Origin of the sequence: Cyanothece sp. BG0011 (assembly GCF_003013815.1) — a bacterium.
Lineage (GTDB): Bacteria > Cyanobacteriota > Cyanobacteriia > Cyanobacteriales > Microcystaceae > Crocosphaera.
Genome location: NZ_PRLH01000003.1, coordinates 14,952 through 35,507 on the forward strand (window position 1 = coordinate 14,952; position 20,556 = coordinate 35,507).

At 39.8% G+C, this 20,556-nt stretch carries 19 protein-coding genes; 14 read left to right on the forward strand and 5 right to left on the reverse strand.

Annotation, left to right across the window (positions count from 1 at the left end; all coding sequences use genetic code 11):
- Positions 1-39: 39 nt before the first annotated feature.
- Positions 40-672 carry a GUN4 domain-containing protein gene (locus C4E06_RS01035; protein ID WP_107666383.1) on the reverse strand — a complete coding sequence of 211 codons (633 nt, stop codon included), beginning with the start codon at positions 670-672 and terminating at the stop codon, positions 40-42.
- Between the two features lie 223 nt (positions 673-895).
- Between C4E06_RS01035 and C4E06_RS01040 the strand changes: the two genes are divergently transcribed.
- Positions 896-1,888 (forward strand): aspartate carbamoyltransferase catalytic subunit, encoded by a 993-nt coding sequence (locus C4E06_RS01040; protein ID WP_107666384.1) that lies wholly within the window; start codon positions 896-898, stop codon positions 1,886-1,888.
- An 11-nt stretch (positions 1,889-1,899) separates the two neighbouring features.
- Here C4E06_RS01040 and C4E06_RS01045 read toward each other — a convergent pair whose 3' ends face one another.
- A complete protein-coding gene (locus C4E06_RS01045; protein WP_107666385.1) occupies positions 1,900-2,802 on the reverse strand; it encodes a hypothetical protein in 903 nt (300 codons plus the stop codon).
- A 304-nt stretch (positions 2,803-3,106) separates the two neighbouring features.
- On the opposite strand from C4E06_RS01045, the gene rd reads away from it, so the two are divergent.
- The 6 genes from rd (at position 3,107) to C4E06_RS01075 (ending at position 11,427) form a co-directional block, all read left to right on the forward strand.
- Positions 3,107-3,292, forward strand: coding sequence for a rubredoxin (gene rd / locus C4E06_RS01050; RefSeq protein WP_107666386.1), 186 nt, complete (start codon positions 3,107-3,109; stop codon positions 3,290-3,292).
- Between the two features lie 192 nt (positions 3,293-3,484).
- The gene (locus tag C4E06_RS01055; RefSeq protein ID WP_107666387.1) at positions 3,485-4,366 is read left to right on the forward strand and encodes a YihY/virulence factor BrkB family protein; all 882 of its coding nucleotides are present in this window, start codon (positions 3,485-3,487) and stop codon (positions 4,364-4,366) included.
- A 310-nt stretch (positions 4,367-4,676) separates the two neighbouring features.
- Positions 4,677-7,793: a hypothetical protein gene (locus C4E06_RS01060; protein WP_107666432.1), complete on the forward strand. Its 3,117-nt coding sequence runs from the start codon at positions 4,677-4,679 to the stop codon at positions 7,791-7,793.
- Positions 7,794-8,040: 247 nt separating this feature from the next.
- Entirely contained in the window at positions 8,041-9,069 is a 1,029-nt protein-coding gene (locus tag C4E06_RS01065) for a hemerythrin domain-containing protein (protein WP_107666388.1), read from the forward strand.
- A 23-nt stretch (positions 9,070-9,092) separates the two neighbouring features.
- Positions 9,093-9,593, forward strand: a complete 501-nt coding sequence (locus C4E06_RS01070; RefSeq protein ID WP_107666389.1) for a hypothetical protein — start codon at positions 9,093-9,095, stop codon at positions 9,591-9,593.
- Between the two features lie 757 nt (positions 9,594-10,350).
- Complete coding sequence (locus tag C4E06_RS01075; protein WP_107666390.1) at positions 10,351-11,427, forward strand: YegS/Rv2252/BmrU family lipid kinase; 1,077 nt, start codon at positions 10,351-10,353, stop codon at positions 11,425-11,427.
- Between the two features lie 14 nt (positions 11,428-11,441).
- On the opposite strand, the gene C4E06_RS01080 is transcribed toward C4E06_RS01075, so the two are convergent.
- Complete coding sequence (locus tag C4E06_RS01080; protein WP_107666391.1) at positions 11,442-12,209, reverse strand: hypothetical protein; 768 nt, start codon at positions 12,207-12,209, stop codon at positions 11,442-11,444.
- 229 nt (positions 12,210-12,438) lie between these two features.
- Here C4E06_RS01080 and coxB point away from each other — a divergent pair, with 229 nt between their 5' ends.
- The 5 genes from coxB (at position 12,439) to C4E06_RS01105 (ending at position 16,489) form a co-directional block, all read left to right on the forward strand.
- A complete protein-coding gene (gene coxB / locus C4E06_RS01085) occupies positions 12,439-13,386 on the forward strand; it encodes a cytochrome c oxidase subunit II (RefSeq protein ID WP_107666392.1) in 948 nt (315 codons plus the stop codon).
- 184 nt (positions 13,387-13,570) lie between these two features.
- Entirely contained in the window at positions 13,571-15,238 is a 1,668-nt protein-coding gene (gene ctaD / locus C4E06_RS01090; protein ID WP_107666393.1) for a cytochrome c oxidase subunit I, read from the forward strand.
- A gap of 88 nt (positions 15,239-15,326) precedes the next feature.
- Positions 15,327-15,944, forward strand: a complete 618-nt coding sequence (locus tag C4E06_RS01095; RefSeq protein ID WP_107666394.1) for a heme-copper oxidase subunit III — start codon at positions 15,327-15,329, stop codon at positions 15,942-15,944.
- Between the two features lie 93 nt (positions 15,945-16,037).
- Positions 16,038-16,247, forward strand: a complete 210-nt coding sequence (locus C4E06_RS01100; protein WP_107666395.1) for a 2-oxoisovalerate dehydrogenase E1 subunit beta — start codon at positions 16,038-16,040, stop codon at positions 16,245-16,247.
- A complete protein-coding gene (locus C4E06_RS01105) occupies positions 16,244-16,489 on the forward strand; it encodes a type II toxin-antitoxin system HicA family toxin (protein WP_107666396.1) in 246 nt (81 codons plus the stop codon). Before C4E06_RS01100 ends, C4E06_RS01105 begins: the two co-directional genes overlap by 4 nt.
- Before the next feature lie 367 nt (positions 16,490-16,856).
- Here the strand turns inward: C4E06_RS01105 and C4E06_RS27510 are convergent, their stop codons facing one another.
- Both C4E06_RS27510 and C4E06_RS01115 read right to left on the reverse strand, forming a co-directional pair.
- Complete coding sequence (locus C4E06_RS27510) at positions 16,857-17,225, reverse strand: DUF5678 domain-containing protein (RefSeq protein WP_198648197.1); 369 nt, start codon at positions 17,223-17,225, stop codon at positions 16,857-16,859.
- Entirely contained in the window at positions 17,194-18,375 is a 1,182-nt protein-coding gene (locus C4E06_RS01115; RefSeq protein ID WP_107666397.1) for an RNA-guided endonuclease TnpB family protein, read from the reverse strand. Before C4E06_RS01115 ends, C4E06_RS27510 begins: the two co-directional genes overlap by 32 nt.
- A gap of 243 nt (positions 18,376-18,618) precedes the next feature.
- Here C4E06_RS01115 and btpA point away from each other — a divergent pair, with 243 nt between their 5' ends.
- Together btpA and C4E06_RS01130 are read left to right on the forward strand one after the other, a co-directional pair.
- Positions 18,619-19,467: a photosystem I biogenesis protein BtpA gene (gene btpA, locus C4E06_RS01125; protein WP_107666398.1), complete on the forward strand. Its 849-nt coding sequence runs from the start codon at positions 18,619-18,621 to the stop codon at positions 19,465-19,467.
- Between the two features lie 48 nt (positions 19,468-19,515).
- Complete coding sequence (locus C4E06_RS01130) at positions 19,516-20,502, forward strand: vitamin K epoxide reductase family protein (RefSeq protein ID WP_107666399.1); 987 nt, start codon at positions 19,516-19,518, stop codon at positions 20,500-20,502.
- Positions 20,503-20,556 lie beyond the last annotated feature (54 nt).

Here is a 20,556-nt window from a genome sequence, read left to right on the forward strand (position 1 = left end):
TTTTAAGTTTCGTTAATTTGGCAAGGGTAGTCTCAAAAACTACCGAGGTTGATAGTTAAGGGGCCTTCTCGGGTCTGAATAAGCCACCATGCCACACTCTACCATTCGTTGAGTCAGGGCAGTGTAGTTCAGTCTTCCTCCTGTAATTTGGTATTCTGGGCGAGGGTTAGGCAGATGACCCACTGGGGCATCTAAACTATAGTCAAGGCTATATTTGAATTGTATCCATCCGTCTTGGTTGCGCCATCCAATGCGACTGCCAAAGTTATCATAAGCTTCGGTGTCCACTAAGCGGCCCGGTCGGTTGCCGGTTTCAACGAAGATCGGAAACTGAACACTAAAGCCGAATCTTCCCCCGGAATATTGTTTCCAAAGATCGTCTATCACTTTAAGATCCCAACAAGCAATATTTTTTACCTCATCTTGAGGCATCCACCCTTGTCGTTCACGGTTAACGGACCGCAACAGCAAGGTAGTGGTGGTTTCGTTGGCTTCTAGCCATTGTTTTTGTTGTAACTCTTCTTGTAAAGGTGTGTAATCAATTTTGGTTTCTGGAGAGATAAGAGAAGATGGATTATTAGGGGTTTCTTGTCCTAAGACAGAAAAGGTTGAAACACCAGTTAACGCTAAAGTCCATAGTAGTTTATTTAATGGCTTGGTTATTTTTAGCATCGATGATTACACAATGATTGAAATTTGATTGTTATTGGGTAGCCTCTTCTTTATTCTAGCAAGGACGTACAACATAGTTAGACGCGTTTTAAACACTGACTCTCCCCTGCTCTCTGCTCCCCACTCCCTTGCAGTCTCAACTAGAGTTTTCTGCTTAACCGAGTAGTATCACCCCCTCTCGGATACAATAGTTTCTTGAAACAAACCCGATTAGGACTATTTTATGAGTTGGACTCGTCATCATGTTTTAGGGTTAAAGGATTGGACTCCAGAGGAATATGATACCCTACTACAAACCGCTTCTAGTTTCCGCGAAGTGTTATCGAGTCGCACGAAGAAGGTTCCGGCCCTGCAAGGGGTGGTGGTGACGAATCTGTTTTTTGAACCGTCAACCCGTACCCGTAGCAGTTTTGAATTAGCCGCTAAGCGTCTGTCTGCTGATATTTTGAATTTTTCCCCTGGAAGTTCCTCTCTAACGAAGGGAGAAACCATTTTAGACACCGCTAAAACCTATCTGGCCATGGGAACCAATCTTATGGTTATTCGTCACAAACAAGCAGGAGTCCCCCATGCGATCGCTCAAGAAATGGATCGTCTCAAAACTGGAGTCGGTATTCTCAACGCAGGGGACGGCCAACATGAACACCCATCTCAAGGGTTATTAGATTTATTTACATTGTGTTGTTTACTGGATTTTGATAATCCAAGGTTAGAGTTATTAAAAGGGAAAAAAATTGCGATCGTCGGTGACATTTTACATTCACGGGTTGCCCGTTCTAATATTTGGAGTTTAACTGCAGCCGGGGCCGATGTCCATTTAGTGGGACCGCCGACGTTAGTTCCTCAATGGTTTAAAGGGATGCAAAATGAGACCCATGAGGGTCAATTATTCTTAGATTGGGACCTGAAACCTGCCTTAGAAAAGGCTGATTTTGTCATGACGCTGCGTCTGCAAAAAGAACGAATGACGGATTATTTATTACCCAGTTTAAGGGAATATCATCAACAATATGGTATCACTCATCATCGTTTAGAATGGTGTAATTCTGGGGTTAAAATATTGCATCCTGGTCCGGTTAATCGTGGAGTAGAAATTAGTTCAGAATTGATGGATGATCCTGAATTTAGTTTAATTCAACAACAAGTAACCAGTGGGATTGCTGTCAGAATGGCTTTATTATTTTTAATTGGAACGAGTTCTGAAAAAAGTCAATAGTTAAAGTCTGTTTAAGTTGTTGACGTTGGCTGAATTTTAAACCCTAAGCTTTGAGCTTTTTGGATAAAACTATTAATATTCCCTATTCCCCATTCAGTACAAACGGCTATCTTTAGATTATTAGCAAGGTTAATCACTTCTTCATTTTTGATAAAGTGCCTTTTTTTACCTTTTTCCTCCTGAATTTTTTTGGCTTCTTCTAATGTTAAAAAAACACCGTATTTTGAGCCTTGCAAGTAATCTGGAAAAGCGGTTTTTAATTCTGAATATTGAATATTAGGATGATTTTCTACATAATCTTTAACAACAGCTAAAACGAGACGACCCTTACCATATAAATTATCTTTAAATTTGTATTTAGTTCTATCATAATTTCGGCTGATATTTTTAAAGTAGGTTTCAGTTAATACATAAATCTGGTTATCTTCTCCACGATATCGATTAACAGTTAACGCAGCAACAGGAATAGAATCATGAACTAAATAACCTTCTTTTATTTGTTTTTCTAATAATGGGTCAATGCTACTACCGACTAAGACACCAATCCATTTATTTTCTTTTTTGTTAATTTCTTCATTTTCTATATATTTTAAAAGCCGCTCTTTTTGTTGTAAATAATCTTCTAATTGCTCTAAATGAATCTTAGTTAATTCACCAAGTTTCAATTCTATAATTGCATAAGTTTCTTGATTATAAAGAGCTAATATATCAATTCTTCCATCAGTATTTTTACTCCTTCTCCCATCTTTTAGTGTCAATTCTACATCAATAATTTCAATGTCTGAAAAATTATCATTATCTAATAGTAAAACGCTCTCATTTTCTATTAGATATGCTTCCATAGATAATTCACGAATAAATGAATAAGGATTAAGCTTAATATTATTTGCAGTCAAATGTTTTAATAATTGCATAATTGTGTTGATTCTAGAAAATGTTATATAAATCTTATTCTACTCAACTTTTTCTATCAATAAAATACTTAGTTATAAAAATTAATTCAAGAAAATTATCGTTAATGGGGAAATAGATATTATAGAAAAAAGACTCTTTTTAATGATCTGTGCCTAGTTAATTGATATTTCTTTAATCTCTTCCTTTCGATAGACAATAAAAGTTAATCATCAAAACATAAATAAAACTCAAGAAAGAGGTAAATAAATCTTTAAATACGATAAAGTTTGTTTACATAGCACATTTTAAAGCTCGGAGTTTATTATGCAAAAGTATATTTGTAATGTTTGCAATTATATTTATGATCCTGCTAAAGGAGATCCCGATTCTGGAATTGAACCAGGGACCCCTTTTGAAGCAATTCCTGATGACTGGGAATGTCCACAATGTGGGGCTAAAAAAGCTCAGTTTGAACCCTATGAAGCTGACGCAGCCAGTTTAACTGCTTAAGTTTATACTAAGATTATATCTTAGATTTTTAAGCTCCTGCTGCTATACCCAAAGCAGCAGGATAATAGAACAAGAATAAAAATATCTATCTAATGGTAGAGGAAGAAAAATAAATATTGAGCTAAGTTAAAATAAAAAAGTAGAATGATATGTTTAGTTTTGTGGGTTTAACTTTATAAAAATAATCAGTATATGAATTTCAGAGTTTTAATAAAATTACTAAAAGAAACTTTTAAAGAATGGCAAGAAGATGATTCCTCTAGTTTAGCGGCTGCGTTAGCATATTATACCAGTGTTTCTTTAGCACCACTGCTTATTATTGTAATTTCCATTGCCGGGGCTGTTTTTGGAGAAGAAGCAGCTAGGGGTGAAATTGTTAGTCAGATTCAAGGGTTGGTGGGAAGAAATGGTGCAGAATTAATAGAAACAGCGATTGAAAATGCCAATAAACCACAAGTAAGTAATTTTGCTTCTATCATTAGTATTATTATTTTATTATTCGGTGCATCAGGGGTTTTTGCTCAACTCCAAAAATCTTTAAATAGAGTATGGGCAGTTAAAGCTAAATCAGAGGAAGGCTTTAAAAACTTGGTTAGGAAAAGACTTTTATCATTTTCAGCTATCCTAGGGTTAGGCTTTTTATTATTAGTTTCTTTGGTTGTTAGTGCTGCTTTATCGGGATTAAATCATTATTTAAGTGAACTTGTTCCTGGTATTGACTTTTTCTGGCAACTCCTTGATTTTGGCTTATCTTTTGTAGTAATTACAATTGCATTTGGTTTAATGTATCGTTATTTACCCGATGTAAAAATTAGTTGGGATGATGTTAAAATCGGTGCTATTATTACCGCTTTATTATTTACCATTGGGAAATTTGCTTTAGGTTTATACTTAGGCCGAGGAAGTTTAGGCTCAGTGTATGGAGCGGCCGGATCTTTAGTGGTTATTTTGGTCTGGGTTTATTACTCTGCTCAAATCCTATTTTTTGGGGCAGAATTTACCCAAGTTTATGCAAAGCGTTATGGCTCTAAAATTGTTCCGAATAAACACGCCCAATTTATTGATCAAGATTAAAAATAAAAATAACTAACTTCAAAATCTAACTTTTGATAGAGTCTAGCCTCAAAAATATCCCTCCCGATGAGTACAAAGAGGGCAGGTTATTTGATTAATATTATTATATCCCAACTATTAATCTAGATTCTCGAGTGAGAATAGTAAAAGTAACGATAATTCGCCTAATTATGCAGACAAAGTCTTTACTTTGACAAACTAGAAAAAAGAAATAATCAAAGCTTTGCGATTGTTTCTTAACCCTGAAAAGAGCAAAAAAGGAAACGTTGGGATTAATCCTTTACTTACATTAGACATTAGATATACCAATATGATGCTAAATTCAATTGTAACTATTAATGAGATTTGGCTCGCCCAAACTCTAAATGAACCCCCCATAGAAACGTTAGAAGATGCTGCATTAGTGTTTAGTGGTCCGCAGTTTTTCACGTCCTTAATTGCCGGGGTGGTGTTAGCCTTTGCCTTTCAATTATTATTAACTAATCTTGGGGTAGCAGCAGGGATTTCCTTTGCGGGGGGTTCCTCATCAAACCATCAGACAAAAGACGATCATCACGGTTTAGGTCATACTATTCAAAAAGTGAGTCTGATCCTAGGGTTAGGCACCTTAATCAGTGTAACCGTTGCCCTATTTTTCGCTTGTTTGTTAGCCATTAAACTCAGTTTATTTGTCTCTCCCCTCTCAGGAGCGATCGTCGGTTTAGTGATTTGGGGAACCTATTTTTCTTTAATGGTTTGGATCAGTTCAACCACCGTGGGTTCTTTATTGGGTTCAGTGGTGAACACCGCAACCTCTGGTTTTCAAACTATCATGGGAACTGCCACAGCAGCCTTCGGGGCCAAAGCCGCCAGTAAAAAAGCCGTAGACACAGCAGAGGCCACTGTCGCTGCCGTACGGCGCGAAATTGGAGACGCGATCGATCCGATCACCTTACGGGAAAATGTCGAAGATTACCTATCTACGTTACGGCCCCAACCCCTCAACCTCGATAAACTCGCCTCAGATATCGAAAATCTCATCGACGAAGAAGACTTACAAAACATTGGCTCAAGGGATAATTTACCCAACATCGATCGCCAAACCTTCATCGAGTTAGTGTCCAACCGGAGCGATCTCTCCCAACAAGATATTAACCGCATCGCCGATAAACTCGAAACCGTCTGGGAAAAAATTACGAAAAAATTACCCACTCAACAAGACTCCCTCACAGAAGTCACAGACTTTATTAAATCAGCTACCAAAGAGCAACTCTTAGGGGGTGAATTAACCCAAAAATTAGAGCGTTTAGTTGAAGAGATGCGAAAACGCCGAAAATCAGAAAATCCCAGTATGCTCTCTCGCTCTGTGGCCATGGGTTTAAATAGTCTCATGGGAATGGTTATGGGACGAACGGATTTATCTTCAATAGATATCGACCAAATCGTTGACCAAATTAACGAAATTAAAGAAAAACTCACAGAACAAAGCGATAAACTCGCCCATCGTTTAACCCCCAGCAATGGTAATGGTAATGGCAATGGGAACGGCCATCATCTCCATGACGAGATTGAAACCTATCTACTCAATGCTTATCCCTGGAACTTACAACCCGGTACCCTAAGCTACGAATTTCAGGATCTTCTCTACGAAGTCCAACCCAACCCAGAAAAAATGGCCAAAGAATTAGAGACCATTGATCGGTCTGAGTTTGTCAGCTTATTGCAAGAAAAAGGGATTTTAACCCAAGAAAAAATCGAAAAAACCGCCAATGTTCTCGAAAAAAATCGCCTCGAAGTCCTTGACACTGCCTATGCTGCGGTTGAAGAACAAAAACGCCGAAAACTCCTCAGTGACGTTAAACGCTATCTTTATAACGCCCCCAAAGAAGACCTTCTCAACCCTGAGAAACTTCAGATCCAATTCAAGCCGATTTTAAGCGATCGCAATGCTGACGAGGGGGAACTAAAACGCCGTTTAGCGCAGTTCGACGTTCCTACCTTTGAACGCTTATTAATCGAACGTCACGACATTGAAGTGGGTGAAACCATTTTTATCACCCCCAAACTCGAAGAGATTCATCAGCAAGTCATCAAAGAAAGTGAAGATCAACAAGCAGCCATTCAAGGAAAAGTTGACCAGCAATGGCTGAAACTACAAACCTATCTCAAAGAAACTGACAAAGAACAACTTCATCCTCAAGCCATTAAACAAGAGTTAAAATTACTCTTAGATGATCCCCAAGCCGGGGCCAAGTTGTTACGGGCCAGAGCTTCTCGCTTTGATCGAGATACCTTAGTCCAGTTGCTCAGTCAACGGGAAGATTTGAGCGAACGCCAAGCTAACGAAATTCTTGATCAAGTTGAGAGTGTGTGGACTACTTTACTGGCCTTACCGAATCAGTTAGCCGGTCAAATCGAAGAACAATATGAGCAAATTGTCTCAGCTATTGCTGATTATTTACGCAGTACCGATAAAGCAGAACTGAACCCAGACGGGATCAAACGGGATTTAACCAAGCTTTTAACCCGGCCTCAAGTGGGATTAGCAGCCATTCGGCAGCGTTTGGGTATGATGGATCGCGATACGTTGGTCCAGTTGCTCAGTCAACGGGATGATTTGAGCGAAGCCGAAGTTAACCATATTATCGATCAGGTGATGGCAACCCTACGGCAAATATTGAAAGCACCCCAACGCATTGCTAAAGAAGCCGTGGCCCAGGTACAACAGTTTGAAACGGCATTAGAAGATTATTTACGATCAACCGATCGCCAAGAACTCCAACCCGAAGGGATTAAGCGAGATGTACGCTTATTGCTTAACGATCCCAAAGCCGGTACAGAGAGTTTACAAGAACGTTTAGCCTCCTTTGATCGAGAAACATTAGTGGCTTTATTGTCTCAACGGGACGATATCAGCGAAGACGATGTGAATCAGATTATTGACAGCATTTTAGAAGTTCGTAATCAATTCTTGCATCAGATTGATCGGGTTAAACAAAGCATTCAAGCCGCCATTGACCGCATTTTAGATAAAATTCGCCGTTACTTGAATAGTTTAGAGCGTCCTGAACTGAATTATCAGGGAATTCGCCATGATATTCATGAATTGTTTGATGATCCTCAAGCTGGTTTTGATGCCTTGCGCGATCGCTTTTCCCAAGTCAACCGCGATACAGTAGTCGCTATTTTAGAATCACGGGATGATATTTCTCACGCCCAAGCTGAGCGCATTGTCGGGCAAGTTGAACATACCCGCGATCGCATTTTACAACGGGCCGAACGTATCCAACAAACCGCTAAAATGCGCCTTGAACAAGTTAAAGAACAAGCGCAACATCAGGCTAGAGAAACCAAAAAAGCCGCAGCTACCGCTGCTTGGTGGCTCTTCTTCACTGCTTTATTGTCTGGGATAGCCTCCGCCTGGGGTGGAGCGATCGCAGCCGGATAATACCCATTCTCTTTATTTATGACTTAGTCATTGCAACAAGAATAGGGGCGCAAACCTTGCGTCCTTTTTTTCATATTTGTCTATCGGTTTAACTTAGCAAAAATCAGTAGTTTTTCTACCATTCAATCACTCTTTACCAAGGGTTAATTAAAGAAAATCTAACTTCAACCTAGAGATAGATACTAATCAGTAATAAACTTTTTAAACTAGATTTTAGACTTTAAAATAACAGACAGGAGATTTCCATATGCCTGCTACATTAAACGATACAAAACGATCAGCGATTGCCACAAAATTAGCTGATATGCAAGCAATTCAGCAGTTAATTATTGATAGTGAAGAACAGTTACTGAGTCAGTGTAACGAAAAAACCTTAGCGAAACGTCTCGAAGATATGCTCGAAGACGATCGCAAAAATTTAGAAATTGTCAAAACAGCCATTACTCAATATGGGATTCAATCTGAACCCAAAGAAAGCGTACAAGAAATGGTGGAAAAAGCCAAAAACGTTAATTCCCATTCTGAGATGAGTTTGTATGAAAAACTGGCTCATCACGAACTCTTAAAACATGGTCAGATGATGTCTGGGTTAGTGATACACAAAGCGGCTCAAGTGGTTGGCAAAGATGTAGAAGCAGCCATTGCTCCCCTTAATACCGTTAACTTTGAAAACCGCGCTCATCAAGAACGTCTCAAAGGGATGCTTGAGTATGCCGGAACCCAAGAACTCACCGGAGAAGAACCGGATCAAGGATTATGGGGCCGGGTACAGGATGCTGTCGCTGCCACCACCGGACTCTTCGGTAGTGCCGTGTCTCAATCTTCTGAAGGTGAAGACGTGGATATCATGGATTTAATCTTCATGGACCATCAGAAAGTGAAAACCTTAATTAGTGAGATTCGCTCTGCTGAGAATTCTGATGAAATTACCTCTTTATTTGGTCAACTCTATAAAGACTTAGTGGTTCATGCTAAAGCAGAAGAAGAGGTGGTTTATCCTGCTGTGAAATCTTTTTACGGAGAAGGAGATACCCAAGAACTTTATGACGAGCAAGAACAACTCGAAAATATTCTTAATGAAATGAAAAATATGGACAACACCGGCGAGCCATTTATGGAAAAACTGCGTCAGGTTAAGTCCATGGTAGGGGATCATACTCGTCAAGAAGAAAGCACCATGTTTGCTGCTATGCGTAACAATATGTCTGAACAAGAACGCAAACAAATGGCACAGCAATTTAAAGAAAGTAAACAGCAATTGCAAAGCCAAATGTAAATTTTATAAGGATAAAAACAATCATGACTACTCTCAAACAATTTTTTCAAAACATCAAAATTAAACAGTTAGTCATTACTCTATTCGCAGGGGTTTTACTGTTAACTAGCACTGCTTGTAGTAATGGCAAAACGCAAGCAGCCACACCGTCTCCGGCTTCTGGTTCACCCAATGATATCGGTCGTCCTCAACCGGGCCAATCAATCTATCCTACTAGCGATGTTCAAAGGGGACAGGATACCACCGCTTCAGATATGAAAGCGAAGCAATTAAAAGAAGAAGCTCAAAAACGCAATCAGAAGGTTCAAACCCCTCAAGGATTAGTCGATGAGCTAACCCCTGATCAATCTGTCCCTGAGCAAGCGAAAGACTTGGGTAAGTCGGCACAAGAAGCTGCTAAAAATGCCACTGAAAATACCAAAAAAGCCGCTAAAAATGCTGCTGAAAATACTAAACAAGGATTAAGTAATATCAAAGAAAATACCCAAAATATGGTTGATCAAGCAACCGATGCCATTAAGTAATTAAAGATTCTCTAACTCCCATTGCTCAAACTAGGATAGCCTAAGGGCTATCTTTTTTTGTAGGCTCGTTCCTACCCCCCCTGCCCCCCTTATAAAGGGGGGTGTGGGGGGTGTGGGGGTTAGGGAATGGGGAATAGGCAAGGGTTCTCCCCCTAACAAAAGGGGGAGTTAGAGGGGGTGGCCATAGTGTTTATTTTTGACTGTAACTCATTGAGAATTAATTCTCTCTAGTCTTTTGGTTAGTTTTTCTGTAAGGCGTGCAAGATGTCAGTATTTCTACCCTTGTTGAAATTTGCTATATAATCTTGTGCCAACACTGTGCAAAACAATGGCTTTTTTAAAATCATCCCAACGAAATAAATTTTTTTCTGTCTACTTCTTAAAAACTACTTCTTTAGAAAGTTAAAAATTGCTCATCAATTCATTAAAGTAGAAACATAGCAAGCTAGAAAGTTTGACATCGGATGAGTGTTTTGTCGTTGTGGCTCATAGTTGGATATCGAAGAAGAGCGACGTCAGATATCCGAACGGTGTTAATGCCTTTCCTTTTTGTCACTCAAGTTGATGGGTTGTGGAGTTTTTGTCGCTTCCTCCACTTAACGGCTACCGAGGGGAGATTCAACCCTCCATCAGAACGATCCGAGGTAGTCGACCACTTTTTTTTAGCCTTGCTGAATCAGCCATTTAATTTTAGAATTTACCAATTATTAATTAAGTAATTATTAATTAATATAATAATATTTTATCGCAAAAAACAATGACCCCTTCAGCTTGTCTCATTTTTAATCCCGTAGCTGGCCAAGGTGATTCTGAGCAAGAATTAAAGCAAATTCTCTCTTTATTGACACCGGAAATTGACCTTGATATCAAAAACACCACCAAAGAAATCGGGGCCGATGAATTAGCGCATCAAGCCTTAAAAGAAGGAGTAAAGATTATCATTGCTTCTGGAGGAGATGGCACCATCTCAGCAGTAGCAGGGGTTTTAATTAATACGGATGCCCGTTTAGGAATTATTGCCAGGGGAACAGCCAATGCGTTTGCTTCGGCTTTGGGGATGCCTGATACCATTGAACAACAGTGTCAAACTATTTTAGAGGGCAAGACAAAAGTCGTTGATACGGCTCTATGTAATGGTAAACCGATGATCGTCTTAGCTGCCATTGGATTAGAAGCTGATACCATTAGCCAAGCTGAGCGAGAGATGAAAGATAATTTAGGTCAACTTGCTTATATTCTTTCTGGGGTTCAACAACTTCAGGCGTTAGAACCCTTTGAGGTTAACATCAATAGTGAGGAGAAAAATATCCGTTTAGATGCGATCGCTGTGAGTATCGCTAATGCTGCCCCTCCCACTTCATTTCTGGCTCAAGGAGCGGCTCAAACCATTGCTGATGATGGCTTACTCGATGTTACGGTGATGACATCTGATAACCTAGCCGAAACGGTGGCCACTTCCTATCATTTACTTCAAAATGCACTGTTGAACAATGAAGCTGAACATCAAGATATTACTTATTGGCGGACTAAACAAGTTAAAATTACCACCGAGCTACCTCTACAAGTAGCCATTGATGGAGATGTGGTTTGTCAAACCCCTCTAACCATTGAATGTAAGCCGAAAAGTTTAACTATTTTTGCCCCACCTCAACAAGCCGACGAATTAAGCAATGAAGACATTCAAACATTACCTAATTCATCAGTTGTGGACTCCAAGGAACAATCATCAAGCCACTTATCTAATTTAAGAACAACTTTTGCCATATCGGGAGTGATTGGCGGATTATTAGTCTTTCTATGTTTAGCTTATTCTCTGATGGTCTATCATCAATAGTGAAAGACAATTGTTTATTCGTCACTGTTCTCTGTATCTGGCATATTTTCTAACATACTTTGAATTAAATCATACTGAGTAAAATATTTATTCCCTTGCCAATGTTCCCAAGCTTCAATATGTTTCATTCTGAGGGCCATTTCTAAAATAGATAATCCTTCCTCATGAATAGTAACGGCAATTTCTTCGACTTCAGGTAAGGGTTGTTTCGATTTTTCTTCCATATAAGCGGTAACTGCTTGGTCTTTTTCTTCGTCAGTTTCGTATTGACTAATAATCGTATTAATTTCTTCTTCTAAGGCTTCAGGACTATGCATAATAATATCATCCCGATCAAAAAATTCAGAAAAAGAATTAGGGGGTTGAGGGGTTTCTTCAGGAGAACAACCAAATAATTTATTAACAATGGCTAAGCGAGTGGGTTCGGCGGCACGCCAATTCAGTCGAGTATTAAAAAATTTTACCCCTTCTACCACTCTTTGAAACGATCGCACTTCTAAGATCATCAAATCATCATTAATAAATTGAAAATAACCTAAAGGAATAGGACGATTTTCTTTCGGAATTTTATTATAAGATTGTTGAAAGCGGATTTTTTTGGCTTCTTCGTCATATAACCAATACCAGCGATCGCTTTTTTCATAATATTTCATACATTTTAGCTTTTCAAACACCCCTAACACCGTTTTTTTATTCGTCACGTGATAATAAAGTCGAGCCGGTTGATAAGGTTCCCCTGTAATATTTGTGATCAGATTTAACTGGGTTTCTGTTGCTGTCATATTTACTAACTGTAATTAAAATTAAACCGATTATTTCTATGCTAATTCATAGTTATCATCCTTATCTTAAAAAAAGCTAAAATACGCATTTCTTAAGGTTATCTTTGTTAATCAACTTTGATTCTAAAGAAAAACAAAAGATCCTTAAATCTGTTATAAAAAAACCAATCATTTTTAAAAGTTGGCCTTACCGTAATTAGATAGGTAATCGTCTAACCCATCAACCATTGTGAAGATTCCAAGTAACATTATCACCTTACTCGTTGGTATCGTTATTACATTAGCGAGTCTCTGGTATGGTCAAAACCATGGCCTGATGCCAGTGGCCGCCTCTGAAGATGCCAAACAGGTAGACAATATATTCAACTTTATGATGACCATTGCAACGGGACTGTTTCTCTTGATAGAAGGGGTCTTAGTTTATACGGTCATTCGATTTCGTCGGCGTAAAGGAGACAACACTGACGGGCCTCCCATTGAGGGGAATGTGCCCTTAGAGATTCTTTGGACAGCTATCCCCACCATTATTGTCTTCATTCTTGCCCTTTATAGCTTTGAAGCCTATAACAGTATGGGAGGACTCGATCCGGTCATTTCTAAAGATAACCCTCCCCAACAAATTGCTATGGGTGGCCATCACCATCAAATGGCCTTAGGCATTGGTAACGCTTCAACAGAGGACAACCCGGCTGTGATGGTGGATGTCAAAGCCATTCAATACGCCTGGATTTTCACCTATCCTGAAACGGGAATTGTTTCCGGTGAACTCCATGTTCCCATTGATCGCCCTGTACAACTGAATATTGATGCAGGGGATGTGCTTCATGCCTTTTGGGTTCCCCAACTGCGTTTAAAACAAGATGCTATTCCTGGCCGACAAGCCGTCTTAGCCTTTACAGCCAACCGTGAAGGAGATTATCCCATCATCTGTGCCGAACTTTGTGGCGCTTATCATGGCGGTATGAAATCAGTGCTTCATGTCGATAGTACAGAAGCTTACGCCCAATGGGAAGAAAGCAATAAACCCGTACAAGAAGCCAACATGGGAGAAACTGCTATGGTTGACCCCACAGAAATGAGCGATCGAGAATTTCTCAGCCGTTATGCCGAAGATATGGGCATGAATCACCAGATGGTGGCTGAATTAGCCAGTAATCATGCTGATCACGCTTTTTAAATCTGAGAGAAGTCTCAAGCTAGAAAGAGGAATAAACAGATCCTTGGTTTGAAACCTAGATACAAAAAGCGTTTTACTTCTGACTTCTAACTTCTGACTTCTGACTTCCCCTTTAGACCCCTGACTCAATGTCTTGTTGTGTACCTCTTTTGCCAAGTCTATCGTAATCATTGATAAACCTTATATGACAATCACCGTCGAATCAACCCACATGGAACATCAACAAAGGAAATGGACGGACTATTTCACCTTTTGTACCGATCATAAGGTGATTGGTATTCAATACTTAGTTACGTCTTTTGCGTTCTATTTCATCGGTGGGGCTTTTGCTGAAGTGCTTCGCACAGAACTGGCCACCCCCGATCCCGATTTCGTTACCCCTGCCATGTATAACCAGTTTATGACCCTACATGGCACCATTATGATCTTTTTATGGATTGTCCCGGCCGGGGCTGCTTTTGCCAATTATTTGATCCCCCTCATGATTGGGGCGGATGATATGGCCTTTCCCACCCTCAACGCAGTGGCTTTCTGGTTAACCCCTCCTGGCGGTATTTTGTTACTCCTCAGTTTCTTTGTGGATGGTGGGGCAGCCCAAGCGGGTTGGACTTCCTACCCACCCCTGAGTCTCATCAGTGGGGTGTGGGGCCAAGAAATATGGATTTTAAGCGTCCTATTGGTGGGGACATCCTCTATTTTGGGGGCGATTAATTTTGTCACCACCATCTTTAAAATGCGTATTAAAGATATGGATTTGCACAGTATGCCTCTGTTTTGTTGGTCAATGCTGGCAACCTCTGCTTTAATTCTTTTATCTACCCCTGTATTAGCTGCTGCTTTAGTTCTTTTATCCTTCGATTTAATCGCAGGAACTAGCTTCTTTAACCCCACAGGAGGAGGCGATCCGGTGGTTTACCAGCATATGTTCTGGTTTTACTCCCACCCTGCGGTTTACATCATGATTTTGCCCTTCTTCGGTTTAATTTCCGATGTATTACCGGTTCATGCCCGTAAACCAATTTTCGGTTATCGTGCGATCGCTTATTCCAGTTTAGCTATTAGTTTCCTCGGTTTAATCGTTTGGGCCCACCATATGTTTACCAGTGGTACCCCCGGCTGGTTAAGAATCTTCTTTATGGCTGCTACCATGCTCATTGCCGTTCCTACGGGGATTAAAATCTTTAGCTGGTGTGCCACGATATGGGGCGGAAAAATTAACCTCAACACCGCCATGTGTTTCGGTATCGGTTTCATTGCCACTTTCTTAATGGGTGGATTAACCGGAGTCATGTTATCTTCGGTTCCCTTTGATATCCATGTCCATGACACTTACTTTGTGGTGGGACATTTCCATTATGTTCTCTTTGGTGGGGCAGCCATGGGACTGTTTGCCGGGTTCTATCATTGGTTCCCGAAAATGACCGGTAGAATGATCAATGAACCTCTAGGAAAAGCCCATTTTATCCTGCTATTTATCGGCTTAAATATTACCTTTTTACCCATGCACGAACTAGGTTTACTGGGGATGAACCGTCGTATTGCTTTATATGATATTGAGTTTCAACCCTTAAACCAGCTTTGTACTATCGGCGCTTATTTATTGGCTGTGTCTACGGTTCCCTTTGTCATTAACGTCTTCCTCAGTTTAGTCAAAGGAGAAAAAGCGGGCCGTAACCCCTGGCGTGCGTTTACTTTAGAATGGCAAACTTCCTCCCCTCCAGCCATTGAAAACTTCGATGAAGAACCCGTTTTATGGGCTGGTCCCTATGATTATGGTACCGACTCCGAAGGGGTTGACTCCGAAGAAAGCATTGAAGATATGTTAGCCGAAGTGGGAGCTAATTCTAAGTAAGTTTTCTTGTTTTCTGGGCTTAATATTATTAAGCCCCCACTGCTCTTTTTTCAACTGTCATTAAATCATTTCAACCTTTCAATTTCTTATGCAAGGATCAGCGATTCAACAACCTCAAGGAACGGTACCCGAACATAGTGGTCATCACGGCGGCCATGCAGGACATCCCGATCATAGACTGTTTGGTATTGCCCTGTTTTTAGTGGCGGAAAGTTCCATTTTCTTAGGCTTATTTACAGCCTTTATTATCTATAAAACCATTATGCCGGTTTGGCCCCCGGAAGGCACTCCAGAACTCGAATTATTATTACCTGGAGTTAACACTATTATTCTCGTTGCTAGTAGTTTTGTCATGCACAAAGGACAAACTGCCATTAAGAAAAATGATGTTTCTGGGTTACAACTTTGGTTTGGTATTACTGCGGTAATGGGGATTATTTTCCTCGCAGGCCAAATGTATGAATACTTCCATTTAGAGATGGGGTTAACCACCAATTTATTCGCCAGTTCTTTCTACGCTTTAACTGGGTTTCATGGTCTTCATGTGACCTTTGGACTGTTATTAACTCTCGCTGTTTTATGGCGTTCTCGTCAACCCGGACATTACACCAGTGAGTCCCATTTTGGGGTAGAAGCAGCGGAACTTTACTGGCACTTTGTTGATGTCATTTGGATCATTCTTTTTATCTTGGTTTATTTACTATAAACCTTGTTTCACAGAATTGTTAATTACCCCGACTTCTAAAGTTGGGGATTTTTTATATAATATTAGTTGACATTTTAGGAGATAATTAAACCTATGACTGAAATTATTTTTCTAGTTGAAACTGATGATGATGGGGGTTATGTTGCTCAAGCATTAGGGGAATCAATTATTACCCAAGCTGATGATTTAGAAACATTAAAAAAAGAAGTTAAAGATGCTGTTCATTGTCACTTTCCTGATGAAACTTTACGTCCTAAAATCATTCGTCTTCACATTGTCAAAGACGAGGTATTTGCTTCATGAAGTTACCGAGAGATTTATCAGGTCAAGAGTTAGTAAAATCCTTAAAAAAGTTAGGTTATCAAGTCAGTCATCAAACCGGTAGTCATATTCGATTAACGACTCAACAAAAAGGAGAACATCACATTACTATTCCTGCTCATAATCCCTTAAAAGTGGGTACATTAAACGCAATTTTAAGGGATATTAGCAATCACTTTAAACTAAATCGAGATGAATTACTTAATGAATTATTTGGAAAATAAATTATTAATAAGGTTATAAGAAAGACTTACGATTTTACAATGCTTTAGTAGAAAATAAGTTTTTTATGGTTTAATTAAACATGGCTTAACTGTAAACTGATATTGATTATTTTCAACATTATAAGTCGCATACATTATGATATTGAGGAATTTGACGAAGATGTTAAAACCTTAAAAGAAACAGGTTGGTTATGATTATTGTGAGTAATACTTCTCCGTTAAGTAGTTTGGCAAAGATTGATCGATTAAATTTATTACAGATGAATTAATTTCACAAACAACGTTTAGAGTTAGCAGTGAACTATATCATTATATTCTCAAAGAAGTTAATGAAAATGATAAATAATAATTGATAATAAGTGTTAATTCATAAAATCTGAAGAGAACGACGATGAGGTGGAACCAAATAAATTAAATAAGTTTTTCCTGACTCATTGGCAATATCTAGAACACATTGCAAATTTTCACCATAACTAATAATTCCTTCTTCGTTGTAAGCAATATATTGATTTTTATACAAATCTAAACCCATTTTTCGGTTAGCATTTAACCATTTAATACTTTTCTCAGCCTGTTCTTTTGATGGAGAATTAGACATAATATAATATCGTACTTCTATTAAACTTTTTAAAATATCACACGAACGACTGACTGCTTCATGAAACCTAGACAAACCTGGACAGGCTTGTTGTTCAATTCCTGCTTCAACCAAGGGAGACGGCTCCTTCTTGTCCACAGGCGTTCACCGATAAGCCATCGGCATTCTTGATCCAACCTTCGATATTTTTTGAGGCGTTGAGATCCCTGTCCATAACTTGGCCACAATTTTGACAATAATAAACTCTTTCAAATAAGGGCATATCTTGTATATTTCCGCAGACTGAACAAGTTTTTGAACTGGGGAACCACCTATCTACTATGGTTAACAAAAAGCCAAAACATTCTTGTTTATAACTCAACAATTCTCGAAAACGATACAATCCTAAATTAGATAAGGCATCGGATAATTTGTGGTTAGCCATCATCCCTTTTATGTTTAAATCTTCTATGAGAATATGTTGATAAGTTTTGGCCAATAATGTGGTGGTTTTTTGCAGAAAATCTTCTCGAATGTTGGTTATTCTTTTATGCTTTTTTCTTAGTTTCTGGTAATATTTAACCGCATTTTTAGATGCAGAGATTCCAGAACGACGGTTGCTGTGTACCTTATTTCTGTTTCTCCATTGTATCTTTCCTAGCTTGGTTTTCGCTTTTTTGATGGAAGATGGAGCCTCCAAGGTGTTTCCGTCACTAAGAGTGGCAAAAGTTTTTATTCCTAAGTCAATTCCTACTTTTTTATGGCAGTGTTTCATCTCAGGTCTTTTACAAGCTGAAACGGCAAAACTTATATACCATTTCCCTGCAGACCTCGATATAGTAAAGGTTTGAGAAACACAGTTATAAGGGATAGCCTCTTTTAATCTGAATGTTCCCAAAGTAGGAATTTTTATCTTTTTTCCCTCCTTGACTAATACCTTACCGTTAGAACTATCTACTGTAAAACTACAGTGATCTTTCTTCTTTTTAAAACGAGGTAAGTCTGCTTTTATTTTAGGCTCTCTCCAACGGGAAAATGCTTTTTTCAAGTCCCTAAAAGCATTCTGATAAATGCGAGATGAATATTTATTTGTCCATAAATATTCTGTTTGCTTTTTAGTAATGTTTGTAAAGACTTTCTTGATAGCATCTAACCGTTTTGAGTCACTGCCAGAAATTTCGGGAATATCCCAGGTGGATTTGAGTAAAGATAAGCCATGATTGTATACAAAGCGAGAAAAGCCAGCACAGCCAGCAAAAAAGCTCTTTTCTTTGTTATTCAGCTTTAATTCTCTCTTAATTGCGTACATGATTAGCTCTTTTGTAATGTTTTGACACTAACTCCTGCTAAATCGGCAAATTCACTTGGTCTATAGTGCATCCTAGACATTCTGTATAGGTATGTCGAGTATTGTACAGGTTTTTGTCTTCTAGAAAAAGCTCCTGATTACAATATAACACCCTATTCCCCTGTACCCCTGATAAGGTACAATGGCTAATCGGAGCTAAATTTCAGATGGCATCAACCGTAGTCGACCGTTAGGTAGATAAGTGTGGACTTGACTCAAATATTCAACACAACCAACCCAGTTATTGGGGTCGTTCATCTGCTGCCCTTACCCACGTCACCCCGTTGGGGAGGGAGTTTAACCGCAGTCATTGAACGGGCCGAACAAGAAGCCACCGCCCTGGCCGCCGGGGGAGTTGATGGTATTATCGTAGAAAACTTTTTTGATGCCCCTTTCACCAAAGAAAAGGTCGATCCGGTGGTCATCAGCGCCATGACATTGATTGTCGATCGCATCAAAAACTTAGTGGTGGTTCCTGTCGGCATCAACTTGTTAAGAAATGACGCAGTAGGGGCAATGGCGATCGCTTCGACCATCAATGCTCAATTTATCCGTGTCAACGTCTTAACGGGTATTATGGCCACGGATCAGGGGTTAATTGAAGGGAACGCCCATGAATTACTGCGCTATCGTCGCCAGTTAGACGCAGATGTGGCCATTTTAGCCGATGTTTTGGTGAAACACGCCCGCCCCCTGGGAACCCCCAACCTTACCACCGCCGTCCAAGATACCATTGAACGAGGACTGGCCGACGGGGTTATTCTCTCAGGATGGGCAACCGGCAGCCCCCCCAGTCTCGAAGATTTAGAACTGGCCACCGCAGCCGCCCAAGGAACCCCCGTATTTATTGGCAGTGGGGCAGATTGGGACAATATTGGTAAATTGATGACAGCAGCCGATGGAGTAATTGTCGCCAGTTCCCTCAAACGTAATGGCAAAATTAGCGAACCGGTTGATCCTATCCGAGTTGCCCAGTTTGTCGAAGCCGCCAAAGAAGTGAGCCTATCTAAAGAAAAAACAAAATCTCAGCAACCTTTAAAGTTGAGATCCTAAGCCCTTGCTAAAATCAAGGATAATTGATTGCTAAATTAAAAAACGATTATGATTCGTAGTAGACGTTCAGTTCCTTGGATTCATCGTTGGTCTCGTCCGATGATTGGGGCGATCGCCATTGCCGGGGCTATTTTAACCGCTTATCTTACCATTACTAAATTAACCGGGGGAGAAGTGGCTTGTGGTGCCACCAGTGATGCCGCCACCATGGCCAGCAGTTGTAAAGGAGTCCTCGATAGTCCTTATGCCACGGTGTTTGGCTTACCCTTAAGTTTATTCGGATTTTTGGCCTATGGTAGTATGTCCGTTGCTTCTCTGGGGCCGTTATTGGTTAAACCTGACAAGAAAAAAAGCGTTAGAAAACAACTCGATGAATGGACTTGGTTGTTCCTCTTAGCCGGGGGAACTGCTATGGCCGTTTTTAGTGGTTATTTAATGTATATTCTAGCCACAGAATTACAATCGGTTTGTTACTATTGTATCGGTTCGGCCTTGTTTTCCTTAAGTTTAATGGGTTTAAGTATTTTTGGCCGGGAATGGGAAGAAGTGGGTCAACTTTTCTTTATTCCTATCGTTGTAGCTATGATTACGTTAGTAGCAACCCTAGGAATTTATGCACCCCTGAAGCAACCCACCAACGCCGATGGCCGTATTCTCATCGAAACCCCCACCACACGACCAACTCCCCCCTATGGTTGGGAAGTCACCACCGAGTCAGGCCCATCAGAAATTGAACTGGCCAAACATTTAACTTCTGTGGATGCAAAAATGTATGGCGCGTTTTGGTGTCCTCATTGTTACGAACAAAAAGAAGTTTTAGGTCAAGAAGCTGCTCAAGAAATTACTTATATTGAATGTGATCCCAGTGGGAAAAATCCCCAACCGGATGCTTGTCAAGCTGCTGAAATTCGATCCTATCCCACTTGGGAGATTAATGGAGAAAAATTATCCGGGGCGCAACTTCCTGAAACCTTAGCCGAAGAGACGGGTTACACAGGACCAACAGACTGGAAATATACCATTCCTGGACGTTAATGATGGGGTAGGGGTTGAATAATATTCAACCCCTACAGGGGTTTTATTTGACAA

Bases quoted from the DNA above. Each gene is read 5' to 3' on its own strand.
- C4E06_RS01055 (WP_107666387.1), top strand. From the start codon at position 3,485: ATGAATTTCAGAGTTTTAATAAAATTACTAAAAGAAACTTTTAAAGAA.
- C4E06_RS01075 (WP_107666390.1), top strand. From the start codon at position 10,351: ATGACCCCTTCAGCTTGTCTCATTTTTAATCCCGTAGCTGGCCAAGGT.
- C4E06_RS01040 (WP_107666384.1), top strand. From the start codon at position 896: ATGAGTTGGACTCGTCATCATGTTTTAGGGTTAAAGGATTGGACTCCA.
- C4E06_RS01100 (WP_107666395.1), top strand. From the start codon at position 16,038: ATGACTGAAATTATTTTTCTAGTTGAAACTGATGATGATGGGGGTTAT.
- C4E06_RS01105 (WP_107666396.1), top strand. From the start codon at position 16,244: ATGAAGTTACCGAGAGATTTATCAGGTCAAGAGTTAGTAAAATCCTTA.
- C4E06_RS01035 (WP_107666383.1), bottom strand. From the start codon at position 672: ATGCTAAAAATAACCAAGCCATTAAATAAACTACTATGGACTTTAGCG.
- C4E06_RS01115 (WP_107666397.1), bottom strand. From the start codon at position 18,375: ATGTACGCAATTAAGAGAGAATTAAAGCTGAATAACAAAGAAAAGAGC.
- C4E06_RS01095 (WP_107666394.1), top strand. From the start codon at position 15,327: ATGCAAGGATCAGCGATTCAACAACCTCAAGGAACGGTACCCGAACAT.
- C4E06_RS01045 (WP_107666385.1), bottom strand. From the start codon at position 2,802: ATGCAATTATTAAAACATTTGACTGCAAATAATATTAAGCTTAATCCT.
- C4E06_RS01130 (WP_107666399.1), top strand. From the start codon at position 19,516: ATGATTCGTAGTAGACGTTCAGTTCCTTGGATTCATCGTTGGTCTCGT.
- C4E06_RS01080 (WP_107666391.1), bottom strand. From the start codon at position 12,209: ATGACAGCAACAGAAACCCAGTTAAATCTGATCACAAATATTACAGGG.
- C4E06_RS01060 (WP_107666432.1), top strand. From the start codon at position 4,677: ATGATGCTAAATTCAATTGTAACTATTAATGAGATTTGGCTCGCCCAA.
- C4E06_RS01065 (WP_107666388.1), top strand. From the start codon at position 8,041: ATGCCTGCTACATTAAACGATACAAAACGATCAGCGATTGCCACAAAA.
- rd (WP_107666386.1), top strand. From the start codon at position 3,107: ATGCAAAAGTATATTTGTAATGTTTGCAATTATATTTATGATCCTGCT.
- C4E06_RS01070 (WP_107666389.1), top strand. From the start codon at position 9,093: ATGACTACTCTCAAACAATTTTTTCAAAACATCAAAATTAAACAGTTA.
- ctaD (WP_107666393.1), top strand. From the start codon at position 13,571: ATGACAATCACCGTCGAATCAACCCACATGGAACATCAACAAAGGAAA.